This is a genomic window from Demequina soli (genome assembly GCF_000971195.1).
Lineage (GTDB): Bacteria > Actinomycetota > Actinomycetes > Actinomycetales > Demequinaceae > Demequina > Demequina soli.
The window spans coordinates 216,041-230,748 of the sequence record NZ_BBLZ01000008.1 but is presented as its reverse complement, the minus strand read 5'-3'; the positions used below and the strand labels follow the sequence as shown (position 1 = coordinate 230,748).

16 protein-coding genes are annotated in these 14,708 nt (G+C 74.4%); 11 read left to right on the top strand and 5 right to left on the bottom strand.

Features of this window, described 5'->3' with window-relative positions; translation table 11 throughout:
- The first annotated feature begins 23 nt into the window (after positions 1 to 23).
- The 6 genes from AOM04_RS13780 (at position 24) to AOM04_RS13755 (ending at position 5,501) form a co-directional block, all read left to right on the top strand.
- Positions 24 to 1,994: an FHA domain-containing protein gene (locus tag AOM04_RS13780; protein ID WP_062465360.1), complete on the top strand. Its 1,971-nt coding sequence runs from the start codon at positions 24 to 26 to the stop codon at positions 1,992 to 1,994.
- Positions 1,991 to 2,806, top strand: a complete 816-nt coding sequence (locus AOM04_RS13775) for a PP2C family protein-serine/threonine phosphatase (protein WP_062465359.1) — start codon at positions 1,991 to 1,993, stop codon at positions 2,804 to 2,806. The genes AOM04_RS13780 and AOM04_RS13775 overlap by 4 nt, the downstream gene beginning before the upstream one ends.
- Positions 2,803 to 3,318 carry a hypothetical protein gene (locus tag AOM04_RS13770; RefSeq protein WP_062465358.1) on the top strand — a complete coding sequence of 172 codons (516 nt, stop codon included), beginning with the start codon at positions 2,803 to 2,805 and terminating at the stop codon, positions 3,316 to 3,318. Before AOM04_RS13775 ends, AOM04_RS13770 begins: the two co-directional genes overlap by 4 nt.
- A 51-nt stretch (positions 3,319 to 3,369) precedes the next feature.
- Entirely contained in the window at positions 3,370 to 4,500 is a 1,131-nt protein-coding gene (gene gcvT / locus AOM04_RS13765) for a glycine cleavage system aminomethyltransferase GcvT (protein ID WP_062465357.1), read from the top strand.
- Between the two features lie 90 nt (positions 4,501 to 4,590).
- Complete coding sequence (gcvH, locus tag AOM04_RS13760) at positions 4,591 to 4,974, top strand: glycine cleavage system protein GcvH (RefSeq protein ID WP_062465356.1); 384 nt, start codon at positions 4,591 to 4,593, stop codon at positions 4,972 to 4,974.
- Positions 4,975 to 4,988: 14 nt separating this feature from the next.
- Positions 4,989 to 5,501 (top strand): (deoxy)nucleoside triphosphate pyrophosphohydrolase, encoded by a 513-nt coding sequence (locus tag AOM04_RS13755; protein WP_062465355.1) that lies wholly within the window; start codon positions 4,989 to 4,991, stop codon positions 5,499 to 5,501.
- A 96-nt stretch (positions 5,502 to 5,597) separates the two neighbouring features.
- Here the strand turns inward: AOM04_RS13755 and AOM04_RS13750 are convergent, their stop codons facing one another.
- Complete coding sequence (locus AOM04_RS13750; protein WP_062465354.1) at positions 5,598 to 6,167, bottom strand: DNA-3-methyladenine glycosylase I; 570 nt, start codon at positions 6,165 to 6,167, stop codon at positions 5,598 to 5,600.
- Positions 6,168 to 6,299: 132 nt separating this feature from the next.
- On the opposite strand from AOM04_RS13750, the gene AOM04_RS13745 reads away from it, so the two are divergent.
- The 4 genes from AOM04_RS13745 (at position 6,300) to metE (ending at position 10,692) form a co-directional block, all read left to right on the top strand.
- Positions 6,300 to 7,196: a methylenetetrahydrofolate reductase gene (locus AOM04_RS13745; protein ID WP_062465353.1), complete on the top strand. Its 897-nt coding sequence runs from the start codon at positions 6,300 to 6,302 to the stop codon at positions 7,194 to 7,196.
- 87 nt (positions 7,197 to 7,283) lie between these two features.
- Positions 7,284 to 7,727, top strand: a complete 444-nt coding sequence (locus tag AOM04_RS13740) for an OsmC family protein (protein ID WP_062465352.1) — start codon at positions 7,284 to 7,286, stop codon at positions 7,725 to 7,727.
- Positions 7,724 to 8,206: a GNAT family N-acetyltransferase gene (locus AOM04_RS13735; RefSeq protein ID WP_062465351.1), complete on the top strand. Its 483-nt coding sequence runs from the start codon at positions 7,724 to 7,726 to the stop codon at positions 8,204 to 8,206. Before AOM04_RS13740 ends, AOM04_RS13735 begins: the two co-directional genes overlap by 4 nt.
- A 161-nt stretch (positions 8,207 to 8,367) precedes the next feature.
- The gene (gene metE, locus AOM04_RS13730; RefSeq protein ID WP_062465350.1) at positions 8,368 to 10,692 is read left to right on the top strand and encodes a 5-methyltetrahydropteroyltriglutamate--homocysteine S-methyltransferase; all 2,325 of its coding nucleotides are present in this window, start codon (positions 8,368 to 8,370) and stop codon (positions 10,690 to 10,692) included.
- A 54-nt stretch (positions 10,693 to 10,746) separates the two neighbouring features.
- Here the strand turns inward: metE and AOM04_RS13725 are convergent, their stop codons facing one another.
- Positions 10,747 to 11,160 (bottom strand): prepilin-type N-terminal cleavage/methylation domain-containing protein, encoded by a 414-nt coding sequence (locus AOM04_RS13725; protein ID WP_062465349.1) that lies wholly within the window; start codon positions 11,158 to 11,160, stop codon positions 10,747 to 10,749.
- Between the two features lie 63 nt (positions 11,161 to 11,223).
- Positions 11,224 to 11,589, bottom strand: coding sequence for a VOC family protein (locus AOM04_RS14855; protein WP_062465348.1), 366 nt, complete (start codon positions 11,587 to 11,589; stop codon positions 11,224 to 11,226).
- A gap of 469 nt (positions 11,590 to 12,058) precedes the next feature.
- On the opposite strand from AOM04_RS14855, the gene AOM04_RS13715 reads away from it, so the two are divergent.
- Complete coding sequence (locus tag AOM04_RS13715) at positions 12,059 to 12,811, top strand: type IV toxin-antitoxin system AbiEi family antitoxin domain-containing protein (RefSeq protein WP_156160760.1); 753 nt, start codon at positions 12,059 to 12,061, stop codon at positions 12,809 to 12,811.
- Here AOM04_RS13715 and AOM04_RS13710 read toward each other — a convergent pair.
- On the bottom strand, positions 12,801 to 13,307 hold the full coding sequence (locus AOM04_RS13710) for a GNAT family N-acetyltransferase (RefSeq protein WP_062465346.1): 507 nt from the start codon (positions 13,305 to 13,307) through the stop codon (positions 12,801 to 12,803). The two genes, AOM04_RS13715 and AOM04_RS13710, sit on opposite strands and share 11 nt — an antisense overlap.
- Before the next feature lie 16 nt (positions 13,308 to 13,323).
- Entirely contained in the window at positions 13,324 to 14,664 is a 1,341-nt protein-coding gene (locus tag AOM04_RS13705; RefSeq protein ID WP_062465345.1) for an MFS transporter, read from the bottom strand.
- Between the last annotated feature and the right edge of the window lie 44 nt (positions 14,665 to 14,708).

Sequence of the window (14,708 nt, the reverse complement as noted above, 5' to 3'; positions counted from 1 at the left end):
GGCATGAGGGAAGGAGCACGACGATGACGGCAGGGGTCCTCGCGGAGACGATGAGCGAGGCGGCGCCTGCCGGCACGGCCGCGCTCGGGCTGACCGCCGCGCTGGTCGGCGCGTTCCTCGTGAGCGTGGTCTGGATGGGCCTGGCCCTCGGCGCGCTGTACCGGCGGGTCGGGGCGCGCGGGGCGCTCGCGTGGATCCCCGTGGTCCGCTACGCCGTGATGGCGCACCTCACCCAGTCGTCCGTCGCGGGCACCGTGGTCGCGCGCGTCGTCACCGCGGCCGGCCTCGTGACCTGGGGGTGCGGCGTGTACCTCGCCTCGTCGAGCACCATCGCGCTCGCGGGGCTCGGCGTCGCGATCGTCGCGGGCGCCACCGCGTGGATGATGTGGATCGTCCAGACGCGCCGCTTCGGCCTCGACCACTCCCTGCCGACGGGCCTCACCGTCGTCGCCGCCGTCGCGCCCGGCCTGTGGGCCGCGATCGTGGGCTGGGGGTCGCTGGTGCGCCCCGTCTCGGGCACGCTGCCCGTGCGGGCGCCCGCGGTGGACGATGCGCCGGTCGCCGAGGTCGCCGAGGTCGAGCCCGTCGCGGTGGCGGTCGCCGCGGCGCCGTTCGCGCCCGTGGCCGCGCCGGCCGTCGAGCCGGTCGAGGCGTTCGCCGAGCCGGCCGCGGAGGCCGTCGCCGAGCCCGTCACCCAGCCCGTCACCCCGCCCGTCACCCCGCCCGAGGTGAGCGTCTGGGGCATCGCCCCCGCCGCCGGCCTGTGGTCGAACCCCGAGCCGGTCGAGCCCCCGGTCGACCAGATGTACCCCGTCGAGCCGTTCACCGGCAGCGACGGGTATCCCGAGGACGAGACGCTCGTCCCCGCGCGCCCCGCCCCGCCCGAGCCCGACGCGACGGCACCGGTCGAGCCGGAGCCCGCGCCGGAGCCCGAGGCCGACGCGTCCGCGCCCGTCGACGAGCCCGCGCTGCGGACCTCGCCTTACGCGACCCTCGCCCCGCGCGACCTCGACGACGAGCCCGACGGGAGCGCGCGCCTGTCCCCCTACGCCGAGCTCGCGCCGCGCGAGCCCGCGCGCCTCGCCGAGGACGCCGCGTGGGAGGCCGCCATGGCCACCCCGGCGCCGGGCACGGAGGTCCCCGCCGTCGACCCCGAGCCCGCGCCCGAGGTGGCGCCGGCGTTCCTCGACATCGCCGCCGTGGAAGTGGAGCCCGAGCCGGAGCCCCTCGACGAGGCACCCGAGCCCGAGCCGGAGCCCACGCTCCCGCCGGTGCACGTCGAGCCGACACCGACCGCGCCCCTGAGCCCGTACCTGCGGGGCGGCGCCGCCGCGCCGCCGGCCGCTCCCGCGGGCGTGCCGACGTTCGCGATGCCCGCCGCGTTCGCGGCCGTGCCCGAGCTCGAGCCGGAGCCCGTCCCCGAGGCGTCCGTCGTCGCGCCGGCCCCGGCCCCCGTCCCCGCACCCGCGGCGACGACCGCGCCCCCCGTGGACCCCGCGCCGCCGACCATCGAGCACCACATCGTGGCGCCGCCGCCCCGAACGCTGCCGGCGCCCGAGACCGGCCCGGACGGCGCGGCCGAGCCCACGACCGTGCCCATCCCGGCCGTCGCCGCGCCCGCCGAGGACGACCGCACCCAGGTCTCGGCCCGCGTACGCGAGGCGTGGGAGCTCGTCACCTCCGAGGGCGGCACCTACCGCTTCGACTCGACCACGGTGCTGCTCGGCCGGCTGGGCGGGCTGCCCCCGATCGACGGCACGCGGCGGCTCGACCTCGCCGACTCGACCCGCACCGTCTCGAAGTCCCACGCGCGCCTGCGCCTCGAGCGCGGCGGCTGGTGGGTCGAGGACCTCGGCTCCACCAACGGCACCTACCTGGTCGACCCCGAGGGCCGCGAGGCACAGGTGCCCGAGGGCGTGCCCACGCCGGTCGCCGGTCGCCTCATCCTCGGCGACGTCGAGGTCCAGATCCGCCGCCGGGGCGGCGCGGCGTGACGGCCGCGGCGCCCGAGGTCGCCGGGGCGGGCTTCTCCGCCGTGGGCGGCCGCGCGCGCAACGAGGACGACTTCCTCGCCGAGTCCCCCGTCTACCTCGTCGCGGACGGCATGGGCGGCCACCTCGCGGGCGCCGAGGCCGCCGCGGCCGCGATCGCGGCGTTCAGGCCCCTCGCGGGGGCGCCGGCCACCCCCGAGGACGTCGTGCGCGCGCACGAGGAGGCCCGCCGGCTGGTCCGGCAGGTGCAGATCGAGGTCGGCGCCGCGTCGGGCACCACGCTCACCGGCGCCGTGGCGGTGACGCACCGCGGCGCGCCGTGGTGGATGGTCGTCAACGTGGGCGACTCCCGCACCTACGCGCTCGATGGCGGCGAGCTGCGCCAGGTCTCGCACGACCACTCCTACGTCCAGGAGCTCGTCGACGCCGGCGAGATCACGGTCGCGCAGTCGCTCGTGCACCCCGACCGCAACATCCTCACGCGCGCCATCGGCGACGACATCCCCGAGATGGACGCGTGGCTCGTGCCGCAGGTGCCCGGGCGGCGCCTCATCGTCGCCTCGGACGGCCTCATGAAGGAGATCGAGGACCGCGAGATCGGCGAGATCGCGGGGCTCATCGGCGACGCCGAGGCCGCGGCCGCCGCGCTGGTCGAGGTCGCGCTCGAGCGCGGCGCGCGCGACAACGTCACCGTCGTCGTCGCGGACTCCATGTCCGTGACCCCCGCGGAGGCCGACGCGGCCCCGTGGCCCGTGTGGGGCGCCGTCGACCACGAGGACACGACGCCGAGCGCGCGCCGGAGGACCGGCGCGTGAACGAGGAGGACGACACCCGGATCTCGGCGCGCCGCGACGACGACCCGACCGCCGCATCGTCCCGCGCCGACAGCACCCGCATGTCGCGGCGCCGCCTCGCGGAGACCGCCACCCGGCCCGCGCTGCCCGAGGACGATGCGACCGCGGAGGGTCGCCGTGCCAGCGCCGCGGCCGACACGGCCCCGGCCGCGCCGCCGCGCTCCGAGCCCGAGCAGACCGGGCTCCTGCGCCCGCCGCCGGGCCTCGCGGTCCCCGAGGCGCGGCGAGGGGACTTCGGGACCGCCCCGCAGCACTACTACCCGCGGCTGCGCCACACCCAGGACGCCGCCGGCGCCGGCGTGTGGCCCGAGCCGCCCCGCCACGTCGAGCAGCCCGCGGTGCTCGATGAGGCCGCCCGCGAGGACCGCCGCGAGGCCCAGCTGGTGTCGCGCCGCCGCCGCACGCTCGCGCTCGTCGCCTCGGGCGTGGTCGCCGTGGTCGCCGCCGCGACGGTCGCCCTCGCGCTCCTGTGATCCCGGCGCCACGCAACAGGGCCGACATGTGGCGCGGCTAGGGTGAGCGTCATGGCCGATGGCATCCTGCGCTCCCCCCTCCACGACCGGCACGTCGCGCTCGGCGCGACCCTCGTCCCCTTCGCGGGATGGGAGATGCCGGTGCGCTACTCCGGCGACATCGCCGAGCACACCGCGGTGCGCACCGCCGCCGGGCTGTTCGACCTCTCCCACATGGGCGAGATCGCCATCCGTGGCGCGGACGCCGCCGCGTTCCTCGACGCCGCGCTGGTGGGCCGCATGTCCGCGGTCGCGCTCGCGGGCGCCAAGTACACGATGATCTGCACGCCCGAGGGCGGCGTCATCGACGACCTCATCGTCTACCGCCGCGACCACGACCACTTCGTCATCGTCGCCAACGCCTCGAACAAGGACGTGGTGGTCGCGGAGCTCGAGGCGCGCGTCGCGGGCTTCGACGCGACCGTCGAGGACGTCTCCGCCGAGATCGCCCTCATCGCCGTCCAGGGCCCGCGCGCCGAGGACATCGTCGGCCGCATGTGCGTCCGCGGCGACGACGACATCCGCGCCATGCGCTACTACTCCGCGACGAACATCCTGCTCTCGGGCGACATCCACGCCTTCGCCGCGCGCACCGGCTACACGGGCGAGGACGGCTTCGAGCTGTTCGTCGGCGCCGACGAGGCCGGGGCCGTGTGGGACCTCGCGCTCGCCGCCGGGGCCGAGGACGGCATCGTCCCGTGCGGGCTGTCCGCGCGCGACACGCTGCGCCTCGAGGCCGGCATGCCGCTGTACGGCCAGGAGCTCACGCGCGACACCACCCCGTTCGACGCGGGCCTGGGCCGCGTGGTCGCGTTCGGCACGGCGTCCAAGCCGCGCGGCCCCTTCGTGGGGCACGATGCGCTGCTCAAGGCCAAGGTGGAGGGCCCCGCACGCGTCCTGGTCGGCCTGGTCGGGGACGGCCGCCGCGCCGCCCGCGCCGGCTACCCCGTCCTCGACCCCGAGGGCGCCGCGGTGGGCGTCGTGACGTCCGGCGCGCCGTCGCCGACGCTCGGCCGGCCCATCGCGATGGCCTACGTGCCGCCCGCGCTCGCCGAGCCCGGCACCGTGGTCGGGATCGACGTCCGGGGGCGTCGCGAGGAGATGACCGTCGCCGCGCTACCGTTCTACTCGCGGGCCTCCTAGGCTCGAGAGGCGAGCCCCCGTAGGCTCGTCCCAGGCCGGCCCGCCGGCACCCCGCAGTCGCTGTCCGTTCCGTCCCGAGAGGGGTATTCCATGTCGAACGTTCCCGAGGAGCTGGCCTACTCGGCCGAGCACGAGTGGGTCTCCGGGGAGCCCGACGCGGGCGCCGAGGTCACCGTGGGCATCACCGAGCACGCCGCGGCGGCGCTCGGCGACATCGTGTACGTCGAGGCCCCGCGCGTCGGCGACACCGTCATCGCCGGCGAGGTCTGCGGCGAGCTCGAGTCGACCAAGGCCGTGAGCGAGCTGTACTCGCCCGTGTCCGGCACCGTCACCGCGGTCAACGAGGCGCTCGAGGGCGCCCCCGAGACCCTCAACTCCGACGCCTACGGCGACGGGTGGATCTTCAAGGTCGAGGTCTCCGAGACCGCGACGGACCTGCTCGACGCCGAGGCCTACGCCGCGACGATCGCCTGAGCGTCGTCCCCGCCATGCCCGTCAACACGCGCCTCGTGGTCGCCGCGGCGATCACCGACTCGCTCGACGCGCCGCGCCGCCTGCTCGCGGCCCGGCGCAGCGCGCCGTCGGCGCTCGCGGGCCTGTGGGAGTTCGCTGGCGGCAAGGTCGAGCGCGGCGAGACCGCCGAGGCGGCCCTGCGCCGGGAGCTCCGGGAGGAGCTCGGTGTCGAGGTCGAGATCGGCGACGAGGTGCTCGGCCCCGACGACGGCCACGGCGTCGAGGACGCGTGCGGCGACGCCCCCGTGTGGATGCTGCGCCCCGGCGACGCCGACCTCGAGCGGCTCGTCATGCGCGTGTGGTGGGCGCGGATCCTGCCCGGTGCCGACGGCGCCGAGGTCGAGCCGCGACCCCTCGAGGACCACGACGAGCTCCGGTGGCTCGAACCCGGTGGCTGGCGCGACGTGCCGTGGCTGCCCGCCGACAAGCGCATCGTCGAGGCGTTGCTCGATGACGCCATCGAGCGTCATCGCCGGGCGTACTGCTGAGATCGCGCCTGCCGACACCATCACGCGCCGAACCGGATATATCCACACCAAGTGGATACAGCGGTGGACAAAGCGGGCCCAGGCCCGGCGAGCGACCTAGCCGCGCGCGGCCACGCATCCCGCGATGTGGTCGTCTACCAGGCCGCACGCCTGCATCGCCGCGTACATGGTGGTCGGCCCGACGAACACGAAGCCGGCCTTCTTGAGGTCCTTCGCGAGGGCGACGGACTCGGGCGTCGAGGTGGGCACCTCCGACCACGCGGCCGGCGCGGCCGGGCGTGGCTCGGGCGCGTGCGACCAGAACAGGGCGTCGAGGCTCCCGCCCGCCTCCTGCAGCGCGACCGTCGCGCGCGCGTTGACGATCGCGGACTCGATCTTGCGGCGGTTCCGCACGATGCCCGCGTCGTCCATGAGCCGCTCGACGTCGGCGTCCCGGAACGCCGCGATCGCCTCGGGCTCGAAGCCCGCGAACGCCTGCCGGTAGCCCTCGCGCTTGCGCAGGATGGTGATCCACGCGAGCCCCGACTGGGCGCCCTCCAGCACGATCCGCTCGAGCAGCGCGGCGTCGCCGTGGACCGGCAGGCCCCACTCCTCGTCGTGGTAGCGCTCGTACAGCGGGTCGCCCGCGCCGAAGCAGCGGACGAGGTCGTTCGTCTCGGTGATCATGGGACCAGTCTGACGCCGCGGTCCGACCGCCGGGGCCCGGTTTGCGGCATCTGGGGACAGATCCGTCCGCGCCGGGGGTCGGGGACATCCGCTCTGGCCGGGCGCCGCGGCGCCGGGTATCGTGAGCGCGCCATGACCATCCGTGACCTCCTCGCCGCCGGCCGTCCGACCCTGTCGTACGAGCTGTTCCCGCCGCGCACCCCCGCCGCCGAGTCGACCCTCCAGGAGACGATGGACCGCCTCGCGGCCACCGGCCCGGACTTCATGTCGATCACGTACGGCGCCTCGGGCACCACGCGCGGCACGTCGCGGGGCGTGGTCCACCGGCTCGCGGTGCAGCACACCATCCCGCCGCTCGCGCACCTCACGTGCGTCGACCAGTCGCGCGCCGAGCTCATCGAGGTCATCGAGGCGTACCTCGCCGACGGCGTGCGCGACTTCCTCGCGCTGCGCGGCGACCCGCCGCAGGGCCAGACCGACTGGCGCCCGCACCCCGACGGCCTGCTCTACGCGTCCGAGCTCGTCACGCTGCTGCGCCAGGTCGCCCACGCCCACGGCGTCGGCGACCTCAGCGTCGCGGTCACGGCCTTCCCGGCGCAGCACGCGATCGAGCGGTTCCGCCAGACCGGCATCGACGTGCTGCGCGCCAAGCGCGACGCGGGCGCCGACTTCGCGATCACCCAGGTGTTCTACGGCGTCGACCAGTACGTCGCGCTCGTGGCGGACGCCGCCGCGCAGGGCGTGACCATCCCCGTCATCCCCGAGGTCATGCCGCTCGTGAGCGTGCGCCGCGCCGTGCGCGCCGAGGAGCTCACCGGGGTGCGCACGCCCGACGACCTGTTCGCCGAGCTCGAGGCCGCCGAGCGCGCCGGCGACGCCGACGCGGCGCGTGCCGCCGGCGTGCGCCACGCCGCGCGCCTGTCGCGTGCGCTCCTCGACGCGGGCGCGCCCGGCATCCACGTCATCACGTTCAACCAGCACCGCGCGGCGCTCGAGCTGGTCGACGCGATGCGGCTCGTGCGCGACTGAGGCCGCGCCGCATCGTCCCGCGCCCGTCGCGCCCGCCGGGCCGGTCTGCATGACCGGGTGCCCCCGCGGACGTGCGACCATCGACGCATGACCCGTGAGATCTCGTCCCGCACCGTGACCCTCGGCCGTGAGTCGGAGGGCGTCTACATCGCCACCAACGCCAAGGGCGACCAGCTGCGCTTCGGCCGCGGCGAGGGGCTGCTCAGCCCCGTCGAGCTCCTGCTCGCGGCGATCGCCGGCTGCTCGTCGATCGACGTCGACGTCATGACGTCGCGCCGCTCCGAGCCCGAGCGCTTCGACGTCACCGCCTCGGCCGACTACGTCACCGAGGACGGCGCGAACATCCTCGAGAACATCCAGGTCCTGTTCGACCTCGCGTTCCCCGAGGGCGCCGAGGGCGACGCCGCCCGCAAGCGCATCGCCGCCGCGCTGCGCTCCTCGCACGAGAGGTCCTGCACCGTGTCGCGCACCGTCGAGGCCGGCGTCCCCGTCGCCCTCGTCGAGGCCGGCGCCGACGCCGTCACGGCGTGACCGACACCCTCGCGATCGAACTCGACGCGGGGCCGGAGGTCGCCGACGAGGCGATGGCCGTCATGCACCGTGCCTTCGACGAGTACACCGCGAAGGGCGAGACCGCGGGCGTGATGCTCGAGACGCCTGAGACGCTCCGCGCGGAGCTGGCCCAGGGGATCCGGCTCGCCGTCGTGCGCGTCGACGGGGCCGTCGTGGCCGTCGCGAAGCATCAGCCCACCGACGCGGGGCTGCGGTACTTCGGGCGCCTCGGGGTCGAGCCGGGGCTGCGCGGCAGGGGCCTCGCCGGCGCCCTCGTGCGCGCGCTGCGGGACGATGCGCGCGCCGCGGGCCTCGCGGGCCTCACCTGCACCGTGCGTGCGGCGGAGGAGGGGAACATCGCCCTCTACCAGGGGCTCGGCATGGAGATCTGCGGGCACGGGGAGCGCGTCAGCCGGACCGGGGCGGTCATCGCGGTCGTCGAGATGCGCGACGCGTAGCCGCCCCCGGCGTCCACGGACTGGGACGACTTGTCCAGAAAATGGACTTGACCTCTGGCGAAAGGTCCGCTCTCCGGATACTCTGTCTGCGCAACTCGGTGCGATCCGCATCGACCAAGCGCAATGGCGAGCCCGCCGCGCAACAACCTCCATGAGGAATCATGTCTGAGCAGAACACTGTCTCCGTCCCTGCGCACGCCTTCCCCGGTGGCACCATCCTGGGTTACCCGCGCATCGGCCGAATGCGTGAGCTGAAGAAGGCGCTCGAGTCGTTCTGGAAGGGCGCGACGAGCGCCTCCGAGCTCGAGGCCGCCGCGAAGGAGCTCCGCCTCGCCACCGTCGCCCGGCTCGCCGAGCTCGGCCTCGGCGCGGACGACGCCTCGATCCCGAGCAACTTCTCGTTCTACGACCACGTCCTCGACGCGGCCGTCACCCTCGGCGCCGTCCCGACGCGCTTCGCCGGCCTCCGCGACGCCGACGGCGCCGTGGACCTCGCCGGCTACTCGACGATCGCCCGCGGCGTCGGCGACAAGGCGCCGCTCGAGATGACCAAGTGGTTCGACTCGAACTACCACTACCTGGTCCCCGAGATCGGCCCCGAGACGCACTTCGCGCTGTCGAGCACGCGCTGGGTGGACCAGTTCGTCGAGGCCAAGGAGGCCGGCTTCGTCACCCGCCCCGTCATCACGGGCCCGCTGACGTTCCTGTACCTGTCCAAGCCGAGCGACGAGGCGCCCGAGGGCTTCCGCCCCATCGACCGCCTCGAGGACGTCCTCGAGGTCTACGGCAACCTGCTCGAGGCCTTCGCTGCCGCGGGCGCGCCGTGGGTCCAGATCGACGAGCCGATCCTGGTCGCCGACATCGACGCCCCCCGCGACGAGGTCCTCGCCAACGCCGCCAAGGTCTACGGCTCGCTCGCCGCGCTCGCGAACCGCCCGCAGCTGTTCGTCGCCGCGCCCTACAACTCGCTCGACGACGCGCTCCCCGTGCTCACGGGCTCGGGCGTCGAGGCGATCGGCGTCGACCTGGTCCGCGGCACCGTGCCCTCCGGCGCCGACCTGTCGGGCGTGACCGTGGTCGCCGGAGTGGTCGACGGCCACAACATCTGGCGCACCGACCTCGACGCCGCGCTGCGCAAGGCGGCCGAGATCGAGGCGCTCGGCGCGACCGTCGCCGTGTCGACCTCGACGTCGCTGCTCCACGTGCCCCACACCCTCGCGGGCGAGGAGCACCTGGGCGCCGAGCTGCTCAACTGGCTCGCGTTCGCCGACGAGAAGGTCGGCGAGGTCGTCACGCTCGCGACGGCCCGCACGCAGGGCGAGGAGGCGGTGGCCGATGCGCTGGCCGCGACCCGCGCCGCCCTCGCCTCGCGCAAGGCGCACCCGGGCACCAACAAGGCCGAGGTCCGCGAGGCGCTCGCCGCCGTCACCGCGGCGGACCTCGACCGCACCGCGTACTCCGTGCGCGCCGCCGCGCAGGACGCCCGCTTCGGCCTGCCCGAGCTCGCGACCACCACGATCGGCTCGTTCCCGCAGACGCAGGACATCCGCAAGGCGCGCGCCGCGTGGGCCAAGGGTCAGATCGACGATGCGGCGTACGAGGAGGCCATGAAGGCCGAGATCGCGCGCGTCGTGACGCTGCAGGAGGAGCTGGGCCTGGACGTGCTCGTCCACGGCGAGGCCGAGCGCAACGACATGGTCCAGTACTTCGCGGAGCTGCTCGATGGGTTCTCCGTGACCGTCAACGGCTGGGTGCAGTCGTACGGCTCGCGCTGCGTGCGGCCGTCGATCCTGTGGGGCGACGTCACGCGCCCCGCTCCCATGACGGTGGCGTGGACCGCGTACGCGCAGTCGCTCACCGAGAAGCCGATGAAGGGCATGCTCACGGGCCCGGTGACCATCCTCGCGTGGTCGTTCGTGCGCGACGACCAGCCGCTCGGGGTGACCGCCAACCAGGTGGCGCTCGCGCTCCGCGACGAGGTCCGCGACCTCGAGGCGGCCGGCATCGGCATCATCCAGGTCGACGAGCCCGCGCTGCGCGAGCTGCTGCCGCTGAAGAAGCGCGACCAGCCCGCCTACCTCGAGTGGTCGGTGAACTCGTTCCGCCTCGCGACCGCGGGCGCGCTCGACGACACGCAGGTCCACACCCACCTGTGCTACTCCGAGTTCGGCGAGATCATCGACGCGATCGACGGCCTCAACGCCGACGTCACCTCGATCGAGGCGGCGCGCTCCCGCATGGAGGTGCTGCCCGCGATCAAGGGCCACGGCTACGAGCGCCAGATCGGCCCGGGCGTGTGGGACATCCACTCGCCGCGCGTGCCGTCGACCGAGGAGATCACCGAGCTCCTGTCGCTCGCCAAGGCGTCGATCCCGGGGCGCCAGCTCTGGGTCAACCCCGACTGCGGCCTCAAGACCCGCGCGTACGCGGAGACCACCGCGTCGCTCGAGCACATGATGGCGGCCACGCGCGCGGTCCGCGCGTAACGCCCCCGCCCGCCGGCCCGGTCCCCTCGTGGGGCCGGGCCGGCGGAATGCGTCTCACGGGCAGGCGGCGTTCTCCACGTAGCCGTTCTTCGCGTCGAAGCGCACGCCCGGGTCGACCGCCTTGTCGCCGTTCGGGTGCTTGAGCTGCACGCACCAGTTGTCGATCGCGCCACCCTTCCACGTCACGAGCTCGACCCCGGGCGACATCCCGAGCACGGGCTTGCCGTTGATCGTGTAGTGGGTGCCGTCCGTGCTCACGGTCACGGCCGTGTCGCTCTCGTCGTACGCGAAGCGGATCATCGCGCCGAGGTTCATCGCGTCGGACTGCGCGGCGGCGTCGTTCGCCTTGTGCGAGTGCGACAGGTACAGCGGGATGGCCACGGCCGCGAGGATCGCGATGATCGCGATCACCACCAGCAGCTCCACCATCGAGAATCCGGCATCGTTGCGCCTCAGCACGCTCTTCATCACTGGCCCCCCTCAAGGCTCGGCGCCCAGTGTGGCCTGGTAGGCCGCTTGTGCGCAACAGGGTCAGCGCGGCGACAGCACCCCGAGGATGTTGCCCTCCGTGTCGCGGAAGCGCGCCCAGAAGCCCGAGGTGGCGTCGACGGGCTGCTTGGGCTCGACCACCGTGCCGCCGGCCGCGACCGCGCGGTCCAGCATCTCCTGGAGGTCCTCGCCGCCGTCCAGGTAGAGGACCGGCCCGGTGGCGGACGGCTTCCAGTCGCTTCCGAACGCGACGGAGCCGACCATGCGGCCGCCGTCGGGGATGAGCGACTTGGGCATCCCATCCCCGATGTCCTCCGGCACGAGCGCCACACCCAGGACGGCCTCGTAGAACGCGGTCGCGCGGGCGAGGTCGGAGGCGGGGATCTCGAACCAGCTCAGCACACCCATGCGCCCCAGCCTGCGCCCGTCGCTGCGCGCCACGCAACCCCCGGAGCACACGCCATGGTGTGCGCCACGCCGCTCGCCGATTTCACGGGCTTGCGAACGTCCCCCACGCGACGACCGGGTGGCCACGGCTCGCCCGCGCCCCGAGCGCTTGGCTCGAGGAGGCTCCCGGCCTTCGGGCCGAGGCGGGGTAGTTCGCACTCTAGTAGGAACGATGCCAGCGCACGGTGCGCACTTCTGTCGCCTAGGGCCGATGTCCCCAGGTCCCTCGTGGCTCATCACAAGGACGCCCGGACCGCCCTCGCCTGTGGAGAACGCCCTCCGGGCGTTCGCAATCACGTGAAATCGGAGAGTGACGGGGAGCCATCCACGGCGGATCGCGGTGGAGTCCCCGCCTCGGTCGAGGCGTGGAGGGATGGCGATGGTGAATCCGGCGTGGCCGATGATCGGGGTGGAGCCCGAGCCGGTGTCGGTGAGGCTCGCGCGCGCTCATGCGTGGGAACGGCTGATCGGGCGACCGGCTGGCACGCCGGCGCCCGCGGCTTTCCCCCTGTTCGGGACACCCGAGCTTGCGCGGTGGGTGCGATGGCCGCAGGCGTGGCTGCGCCGTGCGCGCGCGGAGGGCCGGGTGCTGACGATCGGCCGTGGGCTGCATCTCGCCGTGCCGGACGGAGCGGCGAGCGACTGGCGCCCCCACCCGGTCGAGGCCGCGTGGCTCGTGGCCGCGATGCGCTTCGGTCGCATCGTGCCCTACGTGTCGGCGATGTCCGCCGCCGCGCTCCACGGAGCCGCACCGCTCCCCGCCGGCGCGGTGCACGTGACGGTCCCGCGCCAGGTCGCACCGCTGCGCCTGGCGCCCGTCGGCATCACGATCGTGTTCCACCAGCGGGCCGAGCGCAAAGGGCTGGCCCGCACGTGGTTGCCGGGCGCGATGCCGCGTGGCCCCGGTGGCCCGGTCCTGGAGACGATGCGTGGCGAGCTGTGCGAGCCGCGCGTCGCGACCCGGGTCCAGACCGCGCTCGATCTTCTTCACAGCCCCTCGCGAAGCGGCGCCCCCGAGAACGTGGATCGGGCCGTGGCACTCCTGCTGGCGGGCGTCCGGGTGAGCGACATCCGCACCGCTACCCTCGGTCAGCGTCGTCACACCGCGTTCGAGAGGTGGATGTACCTGCGACCTCCCCTGGAGGCACGTACGCGCGGCGGGCTGGACTGGCTCAGAGGGTGAGCTGCCAGATCCCGACGTCGATCCAGCGGTCGAGCTTGTAGCCCGCCTCGCGGATCGTGCCCACGTGGGTGAAGCCGAAGCGCTCGTGCAGCGCCACCGAGCCCGGGTGTGGCAGCGCGATCACGCCCAGCACCGAGCGCACCGGCGCATGCTCCGAGCCCTCCAGCCCACGCAGCCGCGCGAGAAGCGCCGTGTACAGCTCCGTCCCCACGCCGCCGCGTCGCACCGACGCGTCGAGGTAGACCGTGGCCTCGAGCGTGTGGCGGTACGCCGCGCGGTCGCGGTACGGGCCCGCGTACGCGTACCCGACCACCACACCGTCGCGCTCGGCGACCAGGTACGGGAGGCCGCGCCCCTGGAGGCGCTCCATGCGTGCCCACATCTCGTCGGCCGACACGGGGTCGGTCTCGAAGGTCGCGGTGTCGACGGCGACGTAGTGGTTGTAGATGTCGGCGAGGCGGGCCGCATCGGCGGCCGGGTTGGCGTCACGGATCACCAGCCCAGTATGGAGGTCAGGCGGGGACCAGCACGTCCTTGTCGCGCGTGATCGTCTCCTCGTAGGCCCGCTTGGCGCGCAGGTAGCGCCACGCGGCCACGGCGATGAGCACGCCCGCGACGCCGGCGCACGCGGTGACCAGGAACCCGCCCGCGGACCCGTGACGGTCGATGACGGCGCCGGCGAGCCATGCGCCCGCCGCGATGCCGATGTCCATGCCGGTGCGGGTCCACGTCATGCCCTCGGTGAGGCGCGTCCGGGGCACGAGGGCATGGGTGACGCCGTCGCCCACCGCCATCGTCGGCGCGATCGCCAGGCCCGTGAGGAACATGAGCGCCGCGAGCACGCCGAGGCTCGGCGCGAAGCCGAACGACACCGCGCCGATGCCCGTCACCGACACGCCCCACAGCAGGCGGGATGCGAGGGTGCGCGACCACACGCGCGAGCCGTACGCGAGCCCGCCGACCAGCGACCCGACCGCCCACACGGCGAGCACGAGACCCGCGCGGTCCTTCATGCCGAGCTCCTCGGCGAACGCGACGGTCGCGGCGTCGACCGAGGCGAACATCGCGCCCTGCGTGCCGAAGATCACGGTGGTGACGATGAGCGCGGGCGTGGTGACGAGCAGGTGGCCGCGCAGCGCGCCCCGGATGCGGCGCCGCGCGCGCGGCTTCGGCGGCAGGCCGATGCGCTCGAGGGTGCCGTCGACCACGAGCGCCGTGGAGGCCTCGCGTCCCGCCTGGTGACGGCGTGCGTCGGCGCGGCGGGCGGGGGGCTCGGTGGCCCTGAGGGCGAGGAAGCCGTAGCCGCCGATCGCGAGGGACACGACGGCGATCGCGGACGGCAGCCAGGACGCGACCTGGGTCGCGAGGATCGTGGCGAGCGCGGGGCCGGCCACGAACAGCACCTCCTCGAGCGCCGACTCGAGGGAGAACGCGGTGTTGAGCGCGTCCTTGTCCGGGACGATGTGCGTCCACCGGGCGCGCGTGTGCGTCGACTGCGTGCCGCCCGCCGCGAACAGAGGGGTGAGCACCAGGAGCACCCACAGCGGCTGGTGGGTCAGCGCCGCCGCGACGAGCGCGACGCGCCCGACGATCGCGATCGCGTACCCGATCCGCAGCACGCGCGACTGGCCGTACGCGTCGACGAGCCGCCCCACCTGCGGCGACACGATCGACGACGACACGGCGATCGCCGCGACCACGAGCCCCGCGGTCTCGTACCGCCCGTACTCGATCTGCACCAGCAGGAACGTCGCGAGGCCGGTCAGACCCATCTGGATGCGCGCGACGAGGCCCCACGCGGTGAACGCGCGGGCGCCGGGCAGGGCGAGGATGCCCCGATAGGGGGTGAGCACGTGGGAACCTCACAGGGGGATGAGCTCTCGCGCGACGTCACGCG